Annotated in this window: 11 protein-coding genes and 2 tRNA genes; 4 read left to right on the top strand and 9 right to left on the bottom strand. The window is 71.1% G+C overall.

Translation table 11 applies throughout. The features are described 5' to 3' along the window. Window positions 1-152: 152 nt before the first annotated feature. Both fdh and ACH01S_RS37875 read right to left on the bottom strand, forming a co-directional pair. A complete protein-coding gene (gene fdh / locus ACH01S_RS37885; RefSeq protein ID WP_148344757.1) occupies window positions 153-3,404 on the bottom strand; it encodes a formate dehydrogenase in 3,252 nt (1,083 codons plus the stop codon). 63 nt (window positions 3,405-3,467) lie between these two features. Next, window positions 3,468-4,205, bottom strand: a complete 738-nt coding sequence (locus ACH01S_RS37875) for a VOC family protein (RefSeq protein WP_067903982.1) — start codon at window positions 4,203-4,205, stop codon at window positions 3,468-3,470. A 95-nt stretch (window positions 4,206-4,300) separates the two neighbouring features. Between ACH01S_RS37875 and ACH01S_RS37870 the strand changes: the two genes are divergently transcribed. Continuing rightward, window positions 4,301-4,561, top strand: a complete 261-nt coding sequence (locus tag ACH01S_RS37870; protein WP_067903978.1) for a hypothetical protein — start codon at window positions 4,301-4,303, stop codon at window positions 4,559-4,561. A gap of 88 nt (window positions 4,562-4,649) precedes the next feature. Here ACH01S_RS37870 and ACH01S_RS37865 read toward each other — a convergent pair. After that, window positions 4,650-4,720 (bottom strand) — tRNA-Gly (locus ACH01S_RS37865). Between the two features lie 131 nt (window positions 4,721-4,851). Here ACH01S_RS37865 and ACH01S_RS37860 point away from each other — a divergent pair. Further along, window positions 4,852-4,928 (top strand) — tRNA-Pro (locus tag ACH01S_RS37860). A 39-nt stretch (window positions 4,929-4,967) separates the two neighbouring features. On the opposite strand, the gene alaS is transcribed toward ACH01S_RS37860, so the two are convergent. After that, window positions 4,968-7,592, bottom strand: a complete 2,625-nt coding sequence (gene alaS, locus ACH01S_RS37855) for an alanine--tRNA ligase (protein ID WP_067903975.1) — start codon at window positions 7,590-7,592, stop codon at window positions 4,968-4,970. A gap of 179 nt (window positions 7,593-7,771) precedes the next feature. Continuing rightward, the gene (locus ACH01S_RS37850) at window positions 7,772-8,137 is read right to left on the bottom strand and encodes a winged helix-turn-helix transcriptional regulator (RefSeq protein WP_067903972.1); all 366 of its coding nucleotides are present in this window, start codon (window positions 8,135-8,137) and stop codon (window positions 7,772-7,774) included. 132 nt (window positions 8,138-8,269) lie between these two features. Here ACH01S_RS37850 and ACH01S_RS37845 point away from each other — a divergent pair, with 132 nt between their 5' ends. Further along, window positions 8,270-8,848 (top strand): YceI family protein, encoded by a 579-nt coding sequence (locus ACH01S_RS37845; RefSeq protein WP_067903969.1) that lies wholly within the window; start codon window positions 8,270-8,272, stop codon window positions 8,846-8,848. Between the two features lie 206 nt (window positions 8,849-9,054). Here the strand turns inward: ACH01S_RS37845 and ACH01S_RS37840 are convergent, their stop codons facing one another. Beyond that, window positions 9,055-10,902 (bottom strand): glycosyl hydrolase family 18 protein, encoded by a 1,848-nt coding sequence (locus tag ACH01S_RS37840; protein ID WP_083981598.1) that lies wholly within the window; start codon window positions 10,900-10,902, stop codon window positions 9,055-9,057. A 195-nt stretch (window positions 10,903-11,097) separates the two neighbouring features. Continuing rightward, window positions 11,098-11,592 carry a MarR family winged helix-turn-helix transcriptional regulator gene (locus tag ACH01S_RS37835; RefSeq protein ID WP_067903966.1) on the bottom strand — a complete coding sequence of 165 codons (495 nt, stop codon included), beginning with the start codon at window positions 11,590-11,592 and terminating at the stop codon, window positions 11,098-11,100. Window positions 11,593-11,653: 61 nt separating this feature from the next. On the opposite strand from ACH01S_RS37835, the gene ACH01S_RS37830 reads away from it, so the two are divergent. After that, window positions 11,654-12,073, top strand: a complete 420-nt coding sequence (locus ACH01S_RS37830) for a cupin domain-containing protein (protein ID WP_067903963.1) — start codon at window positions 11,654-11,656, stop codon at window positions 12,071-12,073. Between the two features lie 19 nt (window positions 12,074-12,092). On the opposite strand, the gene ACH01S_RS37825 is transcribed toward ACH01S_RS37830, so the two are convergent. Further along, window positions 12,093-12,737, bottom strand: a complete 645-nt coding sequence (locus ACH01S_RS37825) for a LuxR C-terminal-related transcriptional regulator (protein ID WP_067903961.1) — start codon at window positions 12,735-12,737, stop codon at window positions 12,093-12,095. After that, window positions 12,701-13,996 carry a sensor histidine kinase gene (locus ACH01S_RS37820; RefSeq protein WP_246237188.1) on the bottom strand — a complete coding sequence of 432 codons (1,296 nt, stop codon included), beginning with the start codon at window positions 13,994-13,996 and terminating at the stop codon, window positions 12,701-12,703. The genes ACH01S_RS37825 and ACH01S_RS37820 overlap by 37 nt, the downstream gene beginning before the upstream one ends. Window positions 13,997-14,119 lie beyond the last annotated feature (123 nt).

Here is a 14,119-nt window from a genome sequence, read left to right as displayed (position 1 = left end):
CCCGAGCCGTACGCGGCGCGGCTGCGGCTCGGCGCGCCCGCCGTGATGGGACGCGTCGACGACGGCCGCTGCCTGCTCGACCTGCGCGCGGTCCCGCCCGCCGACGACGACGCGATCGAGCGGGCCGTGCGGTCCGCCGCCGGTCTCGCGGGCTAGGTCTCGGTGCCGGTCTCGGCGGTGATCCCGGCGCGGTCCCGGTACGCGCGGACGAGCGCCGCCGCGTCCCGCCCGCGCGGCCGCCGTCCCGGCCGGATGTCGACCGCGAGCGCCTTCGCCTCCTGGATGTGGGTGTTCGGGTCCAGCGCGAGGTGCAGCAGCTCGTTCGCCGCGTCGCCCCTGCTGTAGCCGTTCGGGCCCCAGTGGTAGGGGAGGCCGACCTGGTGGAGCGTCCGCCCGTCCACGGTGAGCGGGGCCATCCGGTCGGTGACGAGGACTCGCGCCTCGACCACGTTGCGCGGGCTGACGATCGTCGCCCAGCCGCCGTGTTCGAGTTCGCGCTCGGCCGCCAGCTCAGGCGACACCTCGCAGAAGAACTCCGGCTGCAGCTCCGCCAGGTAGGGCTGCCAGCGCGACATGCCGCCCGCCGTGTGGTGCTCGGTGAGCCGGTACGTCGTCGCGACGAACGGGAACACGTCCGCGCCCGGCGCGCCGTCGCTCGGCGCGAACCGGTCGTCCGGATGCGGCGGCAGCAGGTGCCGGACGGGGTTGCGCTGCTGCCCGTACAGCGCGTTCGTGAACGGCGACTCCTGCGGCTCGTAGTGCGCGGGGAGCGGGCCGTCCGTCAGCCCGGCCGGGACGTACAGCCACGCCTTGCCGTCCGCCTGCATGATGAACGGGTCGTCCCCGGCGAGCGCGTCCGGGCCTCTCGCGTCGTCCGGCGGCCGGTAGTCGGGCGGACGGTCGGCGACGAAGTCGGGCACGTCGTGGCCCGTCCACTCGCCCTTCTCGGCGTCCCACCAGACGAGGGCCTTGCGGTCGCTCCACGGGTTGCCGTCCGGGTCGGCGGACGCCCGGTTGTACAGGATGCGGCGGTTCATGGGCCACGCCCAGCCCCACTCCGGCGCGACCCAGCTCTGCTCGGAGCCGGGCTTGCGGCGGGCGGGCTGGTTGACGCCGTCCGCGTAGCAGCCGCAGTAGATCCAGCAGCCGCACGACGTGGACCCGTCGTCCTTGAGCTGGGTGTAGGACGACAGCGGGTTCCCGTCCGCGTCCCGGCCGTTGATCTCGGCGAGGACGGCCTCGGCGTCGGGTTCGTCCAGCCTGCCCTGGACCGGGTAGTCCCAGACGAGGTCGAGCAGCGGGCGGTCCCTCTCGTCCGTCGACCCGGCGAGCTTCTCCCGGATGATGCGGCCCAGGTGGTACATGAACCACAGCTCGCTGCGCGCCTCCCCGGCGGGCTCGACGGCCTGGTGGTGCCATTGCAGCATCCGCTGCGTGTTGGTGAAGCTGCCGTCCTTCTCGGTGTGCGTGGCGGCGGGCATGAAGAACACCTCGGTGCCGATGTCCTCGGTGCGCATCTCGCCCGTCTCGATCTCCGGGCCGTCCTTCCACCACGTCGCGGACTCGATCAGCGAGAAGTCGCGGACGACCAGCCAGTCCAGGTTCGCCATCCCGAGCCGCTGGAGCTTCGCGTTGGCCGACCCGACCGCCGGGTTCTCGCCCATCAGGAAGTAGCCCTTGCACAGGCCGTTGATCTGGGCCATCACCGTCTCGTAGGTGCTGTGCGACCCGGTCAGCCTGGGCAGGTAGTCGAAGCAGAAGTCGTTGTCCTCCGTCGCGGCGTCGCCCCAGTACGCCTTCAGCAGGCTGACGATGTAGGAGCGCATGTTGCCCCAGAAGCCCTTTTCCGCCGACTCCGCCTGGACGAACGCGTCCAGGGTCTCGTTGGTGTGGGCGTGCGGCATCGGGATGTACCCGGGGAGCAGGTTGAACAGCGTCGGGATGTCCGTCGAGCCCTGGATGGACGCGTGCCCGCGCAGCGCCAGGATCCCGCCGCCCGGACGCCCGATGTTGCCCAGCAGCGACTGCAGGATCGAGGCCGTCCGGATGTACTGGACGCCGACCGTGTGCTGCGTCCAGCCGACCGCGTACGCGAACGCCGTCGTCCGGTCGGGTCCGGAGTTCTCCGTGACCAGCTCGCAGACCTCGCGGAACCGGTCCTGCGAGACGCCGCAGATCCGCTCGACCATCTCCGGCGTGTACCGCGAGTAGTGCCGCTTGAGCACCTGGAACACGCACCGGGGGTGCTCCAGCGTCAGGTCGCGCTCCGGCGTGCCCTCGCCGATCGCGGCGCCGCCCGAGCCGTGCGCCTCGCCGCGGCCCGCCTCGGATACGGCCGGGGCGCGCTCGTCCCACTGCATGTCCCGCTCGCCGGCCGCCGACTGGACGTTCATCCCCGCGTACTGCCAGGTCGTGTGGTCGTACACGCGCTTCTCCGGGTCCAGGCCGGAGAACACGCCGTCCAGGTCCTCGGTGTCGCGGAAGTCCTCCGACAGGATCACCGGCGCGTTCGTGTACGCGACCACGTAGTCGCGGAAGTACTTCTCGTTCTGCAGGACGTAGTTGACGATCCCGCCGAGGAACGCGATGTCGCTACCGGCGCGCAGCGGCACGTGCGCGTCGGCCACGGCGCTCGTCCGCGTGAACCGCGGGTCGACGTGGACCAGCTTCGCGCCGCGCGCCTTCGCCTCCATCACCCACTGGAACCCGACCGGATGGCACTCGGCCATGTTCGAGCCCTGGATGACGATGCAGTCCGCGTTCTGCAGATCCTGCTGGAAGGTGGTCGCGCCGCCGCGTCCGAACGAGGTTCCCAGACCGGGAACGGTGGAGGAGTGTCAAATGCGGGCCTGATTCTCGATCTGCACCGCGCCGAGCGCGGTGAACAGCTTCTTGATCAGGTAGTTCTCCTCGTTGTCGAGGGTCGCGCCGCCGAGGCTCGCGAGGCCCAGCGTGCGCCGCACCGGGACGCCGTCCTCCTCCTGCTGCCACCCCCGCCGCCGCGCCTCGATCACCCGGTCGGCGATCATGTCCATCGCGGTGTCGAGGTCGAGCGGCTCCCAGTCGGTGCCGTGCGGGCGCCGGTACAGCACCCGGTACTCGCGGGCGGACCCGGTGGTCAGCTGGAGGCTGGCCGAGCCCTTCGGGCACAGCCGCCCCCGGCTGACCGGTGAGTCCGGGTCGCCCTCGATCTGGGTGACCTTGCCGTCCTGGACGTACACGTCCTGCCCGCAGCCGACGGCGCAGTACGGGCAGACGGACTTCACGACCTTGTCGGCCGTGCTCACCCGCGCCTTGATCCGCTCGGAGCCCGCGCTCTTCGCTGCGGCACCCCGCCCGAGCGGGTCGTCCCCGGTGAACTGGCGGTAGACGGGCCACGACCCGATCCAAGTGCGAACGCCCACGTCACACCACCCCTCACCTCGGCGCGCCGTCCCACCTACCCGACGCCCCAGGGGCGAAACACCTCAGCCCCTGCCGAGGACGCAGAACTCGTTGCCCTCCGGATCGGCGAGGACCGTCCACGGCACATCCCCCTGGCCGACGTCGAGGTCGGTCGCGCCGAGGCCCCGCAGCCGGGCCACCTCGGCCTCCTTGTCCTCGACGGGGGACGGCAGCACATCGAGATGGATGCGGTTCCACCACGCCCTCTCGCCGGACTTGCGAAGGAACTCCAGATACGGACCGACGCCCTCGCTCGCACGCAGCACCGCGTGGTCGTCGGTCAGCTCGTGGAGGGTCCAGTCGAGCGCCTCGTCCCAGAACCGGGCGATGGCCCGCGGATCCGCGCAGTCGACGACCACCACGGCGATCGGCCCGGTGTCCCGGTAGACCTCCCGAGGCTCCAGCACGCAGAACACGTTGCCCTCAGGGTCGGCCATGACCTCCCAAGGAACGTCGCCCTGCCCCACATCAGCAGGCGTAGCCCCCAGTTCCCTCAGCCGCGCGACCAACTCCGCCTGATGAGCCTCAGACGTAGTAGCGAGATCAAGATGCACCCGGTCCTTCACCGTCTCCGGATCCGGCACGGTCACGAAATCCACGCAGACGGCCGTCGGATCGGGCCAGGAGAACCCCACGGGCTCGACGTTCGTCACGCCGGGCCCCTCACTGGAAACGCCCCACCCGAGCGCGTCCGCCCAGAACCGTCCGAGCGCCGCGTCGTCCCGAGCCTTGAAATTCACCTGAACAAGCTGCAGCCCCATACGCCCCGATAGTAGGCCCGAGCGCCGGAGCCCGAGCCGTCCCGCCGCTGGCGCCAGTCGCCCGCGCCGCCAACCGCGTACGCCAACATGGAGCTATGGAATCGGCGAAGCTGTCCCCCGATGAAGTCGCCTTTCTGCTCCGTGATCTGTGCGTCGGTCTCGGGTTCTGCCTCTCGCCGGAGGACCAGGGAGCGCTGTGCGACTCGCCGCCTAACGACGTGGACGCCTTCACGGAGGCGGTCTTCCGGGCCGAGGGCCTGGACGCGACCCTCCATAAGCACCTCTACCGCCGAGTTCGAGAAGAAGTGGCCAGAGCCTTCAGAGACGGCTCCGGCATCCCCGGAACGGGACGTTGATACGGCCCGAATGCCATCCAGCAGCGGGTGGTTTGTTCGTGGAAGGCGTCCAGGCGCGCCCGAGCTGACCTGGACCTTTCAAGACGAGAGCGGGCGACGGGAATCGAACCCGCGTAGCCAGTTTGGAAGACTGGGGCTCTACCATTGAGCTACGCCCGCGCGCGAATAAAGGGGTGAGGCCTCTTTCGCCATCCCGTAGCGTACAGGGTTCGCGGGGGTGGGCGGGCCGCCCGGGAGGCCGAGCGGGCCGTGGCGGATGGGGTCTAGACTTCTCGCGTCGTCGTGACGTGCGGGCTGTAGCGCAGTTTGGTAGCGCACCGGCTTTGGGTGCCGGGGGTCGTGGGTTCAAATCCCGCCAGCCCGACCAGTGAACGGGCCGCCCGGTTCTCCGGGCGGCCCGTTCTGGTCAGGGGAGGGTCGCGAGGATCGCGCGGGCCTCCGTCGCCGCCGTGGTGAGCGCCTGGGGGAGGCGGTCGGGGCGGCGGCCGCCCGCGTTCGCCGTCGGGCCCTTGCCGCCCGCGCCGCCGCCTACCTCGCGTGCCGCGGTGGTGAGGACGTCGCGGGCCTGGATGCCGGTGTTCGTCGCGGCGACCAGCGCGGCCTTCCCTTCGGTCGTCGTGCCCAGGATGACGATGCCGCGGGGGCCGCGCCGGGTGAGGACGCCGGTCGCGACGGTGCGCAGGTCACCGCTGGTCAGGGACGGGACCGAACTCGCCAGCAGCCAGCCGCCCGGGACCGGTTCCGCCTGGGAGGCGAGGCGTTCCGCGTGCGCGTCGAGTTCGGCGCGGCGCAGGGTTTCCAGGTGGTGCTGGGTCTCGGCCAGTGTTTCCAGGCGTTGGCGCAGTTTTTCCGGCGCCTGGTCGGGGCGGGTGTTCAGCAGCCCTGCCAGTTCGGTGAGGAGCGCCTGCTGGTGGTCGTAGTGGCGGAGCGCGTCTGAGCCGGTGAGGGCTTCGATGCGGCGCAGGCCGGTGCCGATGGACGATTCGCCGACGATGTGGACGGGCCCCGCCTGGGAGCCGTGCCCGACATGGGTCCCGCCGCACAGTTCGCGGGACGCGTCGCCGATGTCCACGATGCGCACCGACTCGCCGTACTTCTCGCCGAACAGCGCGTACGCCCCCGCCGCCTCCGCCTCGGCGCGGGACGCCTCCCAAACGCGGACGTCGGGATCGTCCAGCAGGTAGTCGTTGACGAGCGTCTGCACGGGCCCGGTCTCGAAGGACGAGAAGTGGGCGAAGTCGAACCGGAGGCGTCCGGGCTCGACGCGGGAGCCGCGCTGCGCCGCGTGGTCGCCGAGGTGGCGGCGCAGCATCGCGTGCAGGACGTGGGTCGCGCTGTGCGAGCGCGCGGTCGCCGCCCGGCGGTCCGCGTCGACGACCGCCTCCGCCGCCGTGCCGGGACGCACCTCGCCGTCCAGGACGCGGACGGTGTGGACGTGCAGGCCGTCCAGGCCGAGCCGGGTGTCGAGGACCTGGAGCGTCGCGGACGAGGTGCGCACGACGCCCGTGTCCCCGACCTGGCCGCCGGACTCCGCGTAGAACGGCGTGCGCGTCAGGATCAGCTCGACCTCGTCGCCCTCCACCGCGCTCGGAAGGGGACCGTCGGAGTCGAGCAGCGCGAGGACGTCCGTCTCCGCGTTCGTCACGGAGTGGCCGACGAAGTCGGTGAAGCCGTGCTCCGCCGTGATCCGCCGGTAGGCGTCCGCGCGCGCGACCGCGTCGCCCTTGCGGCCCCGGCCCGCCCGCTGCGCCCGGCGGCGCTGGTCTTCGAGCAGCTCCGCGAACTCGGTCTCGTCGACGGTGAGGCCCGCCGAGCGCGCCGCGTCGACGGTGAGGTCGATGGGGAAGCCGTAGGTGTCGTGCAGCTCGAACGCGGTGCGCCCGGAGATCGTGCCGCTCGCGCGGGCGATCGCCGCGTCGAGGAGCTGGGAGCCCTGGCGGAGCGTCCGGTCGAAGCCCTCCTCCTCGGCCGACACGACCCGCCGGATCAGGCCCGCCTGCCGGGTCAGCTCCGGCCAGGTCGTGCCGAGGTTCCCGACGACGCTGGCCGTCAGCTCCGGCAGCACCGGTTCGTCGATGCCGAGCTTGCGCGCGTGCCGGACGGCGCGGCGCATCAGGCGGCGCAGCACGTAGCCGCGGCCGTCCCGCGCGGGCAGGACGCCGTCCGCGATGAGGAACGCGACCGACCGCGAATGCTCCGCGACGATCCGGAACGACGTCGACTCGTCGCTTCCGTCGCGCCCCGGGTACTCGCGGCCCGCCATCTCCTGGAGGAGCCGGAACGTCGGCAAGAGCAGGTCCGTCTCGCACACCGTGTCCACGTCCTGGAGGATCGCGGCGAGCCGGTCGAGGCCGAGCCCGGTGTCGATGTTCTTCGCGGGCAGTTCGCCGAGGATCGGATATCCGCCCTTGCCCGTTCCCTCGCCGCGCAGGTTCTGCATGAAGACGAGGTTCCACAGTTCCTGGTAGCGCTCGCCGTCCGCGGCGGGCCCGCCCTCGCGGCCGAAGGACGGCCCCCGGTCGTAATGCAGTTCCGAGGACGGCCCGCACGGGCCGGGAACGCCCATCGACCAGTAGTTGTCCTCCATTCCGAGGCGCTGGATCCGCGCCGCCGGGACGCCGACGCTCCGCCATATCCGCGCCGCTTCGTCGTCGTCCAGGTAAACGGTCACCCAGAGGCGTTCCGGGTCGAGGTTGTAATGGCGTGTGAAGAGCTCCCACGCCCAGGAGATCGCCTCGGCCTTGAAGTAGTCGCCGAAGGAGAAGTTGCCGAGCATTTCGAAGAACGTCGCGTGCCGCGTGGTGCGGCCCACGTTCTCGATGTCGGACGTGCGCGCGCATTTCTGCACGGACACCGCCCGCGAATGCTCCGGCGCCGTCTCGCCGAGGAAGTACGGCTTGAACTGGTTCATGCCCGCGTTCGCCAGCAGCAGCGTCGGGTCGGACGGGATCAGCGGGCTGGACGGCACGACGCGGTGGTCGCGGTCCTGGAAGAAGTCAAGGAATGCCGAGCGAATGTCAGCAGAGCGCATGGGACGGCCTCACGAGGTCGATGGGACGAGGGCGCACACCGCCGAGCCGGGCCGGGCACGACTGCTCGTTCCCCAGCTCGGCGCGGCTAGCTCGCCGTCCCACCTCGTGAAGGCCCATCGCCCACCATGCTACGCGACGCGCACCGCGGCGGCACGTTCATTCCGTGCCCGCGTCGCCGTCACGCCTCCGGACCGGCGTTGCGCGCGTCGTAGGCGGCGCGGGCGGCGTCGATCTCCTCCAGGTGGCTTTCGGCCCAGCAGACGAGGGTGTTGGCCGCGTCCATCAGCGTCGCGCCCATCTCGGTCAGCGAATACTCCACGCGCGGCGGCATCACCGGATAGACCTTGCGCGTGACGATGCCGTCGCGCTCCAATCCGCGCAGCGTGACGGTGAGCATCCGCTGGCTTATCCCGTCGATTTCGCGCTTGAGTTCGGTGAACCGCTTGGTGCGCTCGCCGAGCAGCGCGATGACCTGCAGCGACCATTTGTCGCCGACCCGGTCGAGGGTCTCGCGGGCGCGGCAGCGTTCCGCCGTGTACTCCATTGGTTCTCTCCAGGTGACCAGGGCAGGAAAAAGTGCCTTCTTGTGCCGGGGCCGGGCGCGTCCGCACCATGGAGGCGCGTTCCACGGTTCCTGATCGGAACCGCCTTACCTTTCATAACCTTAGGAGACACGATGACCGCCGAGCTTGTCGAGGTCCCCGGCTACGTCGCCGGCACGTGGACGATCGACCCCGCCCACTCCGGCGTCGGCTTCACGATCCGGCACATGATGGTCAGCAAGGTGCGCGGCCGGTTCGGGACGTTCGAGGGGACGATCACCACCGGCGCCGACCCGCTCGACTCGTCCGTCGCCGCGACCATCGACCTGACCTCGGTCGACACCGGCAACGCCCAGCGCGACGAGCACGTCAGGTCAGCGGACTTCCTGGACGTGGAGAGGTTTCCGACCATGTCCTACCGCTCGACCGGGCTCCGTCCCGGCGGGGACGGCTTCGTCCTCGACGGCGAGCTGACCCTGCGCGGGCTGACCAGGGAGGTCCCGCTGGACCTGGTGGCCGAGGGGTTCGGCCCCGACCCGTTCCGGCAGGACGACCCGTTCAAGGGCGCCCGCGCCGGGTTCACGGCGACCGGCGAGATCAGCAGGCTTGAGTTCGGCGTGGGGGAGGGGACGACCATCCCGGGCGGCGGGCTGGCGCTGAGCGACAAGGTCCAGATCGTCCTGGAGATCCAGGCCGTCCTGCAGACGGACTGACCGCACGCGGCGCCGAACAGGTGCGGGCGCCGCTCCCACCGGCCGGCGGATGGGCGGCGCGGGCGAGGACGCGGGGTGACGGAAAAGGGGCGGGCCCCTGACCGGCGTCCGGTTGGTCAGGGGCCCGATGTCTCGGCTGCACTGAAGGGGCTGGGAGGACCCCCTCTGCGAACAGCTCAGCCGAGACCGCTCGTGACGGACGCGGCTTAGCCGAGACCGTTCTTGATGGCGGAGATGAGCTCACCGTTGGTGGTGTCGCCGCTGAGCTCCCAGAAGAACGCGCCGCCGAGGCCCTCGGCTCCCGCGTACTTCATCTTCCCGCCGATGGTGGCCGGGGTGTCGTAGCTCCACCACTGGTCGCCGCACTTGGCGTAGGCGGTTCCGGCGATGGTGGCGGTGGCGGGGCACCGGGACTTGATGACCTTGTAGTCCTCGATCCCGGCCTCGTAGGTGCCGGGCGCGGGACCGGTCGCGGTGCCGCCGGGCTCGGCCTGCGTGACGCCCGTCCAGCCGCGGCCGTAGAAGCCGAGGCCGAGCAGGAGCTTGCTGCCGGGGACGCCCTTCGCCTTCAGCTTGGCGATCGTGTCGGTGGTGTTGAAGCCCTCGTGCGGGATGCCCGGGTAGGACGTGAGCGGGGAGTGCGGGGCCGTCGGTCCCTTCGCGTCCCAGCCGCCGAAGTAGTCGTAGGTCATGGGGTTGTACCAGTCGACGTACTGCGCGGCGCCCGCGTAGTCGGTGACGTCCATCTTGCCGCCGTTGCTGGCGTCGGCGGTGATGGCGGCGGTGACCAGGTTGCCGGAGCCGAACTTGGCGCGCACCGCGGCCAGGAGCTTCTTGAACGCGTCCGGACCGCTCGTGTCGCAGGAGAGGCCGCAGGCGTTCGGGTACTCCCAGTCGATGTCGATGCCGTCGAACACGTCCGCCCAGCGCTTGTCCTCGACGAGGTTGTAGCAGGAGTCGGCGAACGCGGCCGGGTTCTGCGCCGCCTGGCCGAAGCCGCCGGACCAGGTCCAGCCGCCGAACGACCAGAGGATCTTCAGGTTCGGGTGCTTCGCCTTCAGCTTGCGCAACTGGTTGAAGTTGCCGCGCAGCGGCTGGTCCCAGTTGTCGGCGACGCCGTCGACGCTCTGGTCGGCGCCGTAGGCCTTGTCGTAGTCGGCGTAGGCGTCGCCGATGGTGCAGCGGCCGCCCTGGACGTTGCCGAACGCGTAGTTGATGTGGGTCAGCTTGCTGGCCGAACCACTCGTCTCAATGTTCTTGACGTGGTAGTTGCGCTGGTAGACGCCCCAGTTGGTGTAGTAGCCGATCACCTTGTCGCCGGCGCTGCCGTTGCCGCCGCCCTCGTCGGTGGTGGCCGACACGGAGGCGGACGCGGCGGAGGTGTTCCCGGCGGCGTCCTTGGCCTTGACGCTGAACGTGTACGCGGTCTTGGGAGAGAGGCCGCTGACGGTCGCGCTGGTGCCGGTGGTCGAGGTGGCCTTCGTGCTGCCGTTGTAGACGTCGTAGCCGGACACGGCGACGTTGTCGGTGGAGGCGGTCCACGAGAGCGAGACGCTGGTGGCGGTCTTGCCGGTGACGCGGAGGCCGGAGGGAGCGGAGGGAGCTTCGGTGTCGTCGCCCGGGTCGCCGGGGCCGCCCGGGTCGCCGGAGCCGTCGCACGCCAGGCCGTTGATCTTGCAGCCGGTGAACCAGCCGGAGCCGGTGCCGTTGAAGCCGAAGGTGGCCTTGGAGCCGGCGGCGACCGCGCCGTTCCACCCGAGGCTGCTGAAGGTGTAGTGGTTCCCGGAGACGGTCTTGGTCGCGTCCCACACAGAGGTCACGGAAGTGCCGGAAGGAAGGTCGCCCTCGACCTTCCACCCGCTCAGGGCGGCGCTCGTCCCGTTCGTGACGGTGCACGAGCCACCGAAGCCCGAGCCCCAGTCAGAGGTCTTCGTACAGGTGGCGGTGACCGTCCCCGCCGACGACGCCGGCGGCGCCGAGAGCAGGGCGGTGCCGACCGCCAGAGTAGCTGCGCCGACGAGCGCGATCGCTCGCCGTCCGCCCGGTCTTGACATGATTCTCCGTTCGGTCCGGCCCCCGAAACAAACAGGAATCTCCCAGCAACTCTTAGGAAACTTTCCTAAGAATTGGGTGGATGGTAACCGGGTGGAACGGTGCGTTCAAGGCCCTGCGCGCGCCGTGCTCGCCCCGCGCGGGGTGGTCTAAGCGGCTGCCTGGGCACATATGGGTCGTAACCTCGCAAAGAAATCTCAGCCCGCGCCGAACCAACCCGGGACGTCGAGCCGCCACGGATCGGCGGGCGTGACCTGCCGAAGATCGTGCTCCAGCGCCCGGACGCGGCCCGCGCCGAGCCGGCGGACCCAGTCGTCCCGGATCCGCTCGAAGATCAGCGCGGCGCGGTCGAGCGAGTCGGTCCCGCGCGCGGTCAGCCGGACGATCTTACGCCGCGCGTCCGCCGGGTCGGCGCCGCGCTCGACGTACCCGGCCCGCTCCAGCGACTCGATCATCTTGCCCGCCGCCTGCTTGGACACGCCGAGCCTGCGGCCGAGCTCGACCGCGGTCGTGCCGTGCGGGCCGATGGCCTGGAAGACGAAGCCGTGCATGGGACGCAGGTCGGGGTGCCCCTGCCGGGCCAGCTCGGCGTTCAGCTCGTCGACGATCCCGCGGAAGGCCAGGAAGAGGCGCAGCGGCAGCTCGTACCCGGGCGCGTCTTCGGGCTCGGCGGGATCACGCTCGCTTGACATAAAAGACAACCTCGTTGACTATATGGACAACCACATTGTCTAATTTAGGGGATCGGGGACCATGACGCTCATCCGCGCCGCCGAGAGCCGCCGCACCGAGACGCCCAACGGAACGATGACGACGTTCGCCACGCCCACCCAGGGCGGCACCGAGGGCATCGCCGTCTGGCGCGTCGACTTCGCGCCCGGCCGGACGGGGCCGCTGCACGCCTTCGACACCGAGCAGGTCTGGACGTTCCTCACCGGAACCGCGTCCATCGACCTGGACGGCCGCACGCTGGAGGCGGGCCCCGGCGACACGGTCGTCCTGCCCGCCGACGTGCCGCGCCAGATGACCACCCGGCCGGACGCCGGGTTCACCGCCGTGGTCGCCGCCCACGCCGGATGCCTCGCCTACGACCCGGAGGAGCTCGTGGACGAGACGCGCTGCGCCATCGCCCCGCAGGGCGCCGAGCGGCTCGTCCCGCCGTGGGCTCGCTGACACGGCCGGGCCCGGCGGCTCAGGCGCCCAGATAGGCGAGGACGGCGAGGACGCGGCGGTTGTCGTCCTCGGACTGCGGCAGCCCGAGCTTGCCGAAGATGTTGTTCGTGTGCTTGCTGATCGCCTTCTCGGTGACGAACAGCTTCGCCGCGATCGCCGCGTTGGACCGTCCCTCCGCCATCAGGCCGAGGACCTCGCGCTCGCGGGGGGTGAGCTGCTGCAGCGGCTCCTCGCGGGCGTGCCGGGTGAGGAGCTGGGACACGACGTCCGGGTCGAGGGCGGTGCCGCCGTCGGCGACCCGGCGCACCGCCTCCACGAAGACCTTGACGTCGGACACGCGGTCCTTCAGCAGGTAGCCGATGCCGCCGCCGCTGTCGGACAGCAGCTCCCGCGCGTAGAGCTGCTCCACGTGCTGCGACAGCACCAGCACCGGCAGTCCGGGGATCTCCTTGCGGGCCGCGAGCGCGGCCTTGAGGCCCTCGTCGGTGAACGTCGGCGGGAGGCGGACGTCCACGACCGCCACGTCCGGACGGTGCGTGGTGAGCGCCCGCAGCAGGGAGGGGCCGTTGTCCACGGCCTCGACCACGTCGAAGCCGAAGGCGCCGAGCAGGCGGATCAGCCCGTCCCTCAGGAGGGCGAGATCTTCGGCGATGACAACGCGCACGGCAGCTCCATGGTCACGACGGTCGGCCCGCCGGACGGGCTCGTCACGGCCATCGTGCCATCGAAGGCGGCCAGCCTGCGCTCGATCCCGCGCATACCGGACCCGCGCGCGGGGTCGGCGCCGCCCGTCCCGTCGTCCCCGACGATCATGAGGAGGCGGTCGCCGGTGTGCTCGATCTGGACCCAGGCGCGCGCGGCGCCGGAGTGCTTGACGACGTTCGCGAGCATCTCCGCGACCGCGAAGTAGGCCGCCGACTCGACCGGGGCGTCGGCGCGTCCCGGCAGGTCGACCCGGACGTCCACGGGCAGCGGCAGGCCGAGCGCCAGCGCCCGGACGGCCCCGTCGAGGCCCCGCTCGGCCAGCACCGGCGGGTGGATGCCGCGGACGAGGTCGCGCAGCTCGGTCAGCGCCGTCCCGCTCGCCGCGCGCGCCTCGGCGAGGAGCTGCTGCGCGGTCTCCGGGTCGTGCTTCATCATCTCCTCGGCCAGCCCGATGTTCATGCTCAGCGCGACGAGCCGGGCCTGCGCGCCGTCGTGCAGGTCGCGCTCGATGCGGCGCAGCTCGGCGGCGGACGCGTCCACGGTCTCCGACCGCGTCTCGGTCAACCGCCGCACCCGCTCGGTCAGCGCGGCGCGCGTGGGGGATAGCAGCGCCTGGCAGAACAGCGCGTGCGCCTTCAAGAACATCGGCCCCACCGGGACCGACACCGCGATCAGCCCGGCGCCCAGCACGGCCGACCCCGCGACGCCGACCACGCCGTAGTCCTCCAGCGGCCAGAACGGGCCCCACCCGTAGGCGGTGACGTACGACAGCCACGGCGCGACGAACACGCCCTCAAGGCCGTACAGGGCGAGCCCGCCGCCGAGGATCCCGAGGACGAGCGCGACCGGCACGTTCAGGAACGACCACAGCAGGTCGCGCCAGGTCGCCGGGTCGGTGAGCAGCCACCGGAGCCGCCCGAACGGGCCGAGGCCCCCGGCGGGCTCGGCCCGGTACGGGACGGCGATCCGCACCCCGTACCACTCGTCCGCCCACACCCGCTGCTGGTTGGCGATCGACCTGATCGCGCCGAACACGGCCGGCGCCAGCAGCACCCCCACGCCCAGCGGGATGAAGGCGATCGACAGCACGGCGAGGATGAACAGCGGCAGGTTCACCGTGAACGCCAGGACGATCTGGATCACGCCCCGGACGAAGCCGGCGAAGGCACGCCGCGCGTACCCTCCGAGCCGCTCGGCGAGGCGCTCGCTGTCGCTCACGTGTTCCTCCATGGGGTGCGTTCCCTGGCGTTCCGACCCCATCATTGTGTTCGGTGGCCGTCCAGGGATCGGTGGTGCTAAGCCCCCATTCGCCGGCACCCCCAGGGGGAGTTACCCCTACCC

This window comes from Actinomadura chibensis NBRC 106107 (genome assembly GCF_001552135.1).
Classification (GTDB): domain Bacteria; phylum Actinomycetota; class Actinomycetes; order Streptosporangiales; family Streptosporangiaceae; genus Spirillospora; species Spirillospora chibensis.
The sequence above is the reverse complement of the archived record's forward strand: the minus strand, read 5'-3'. Positions and strand labels throughout refer to the sequence as shown.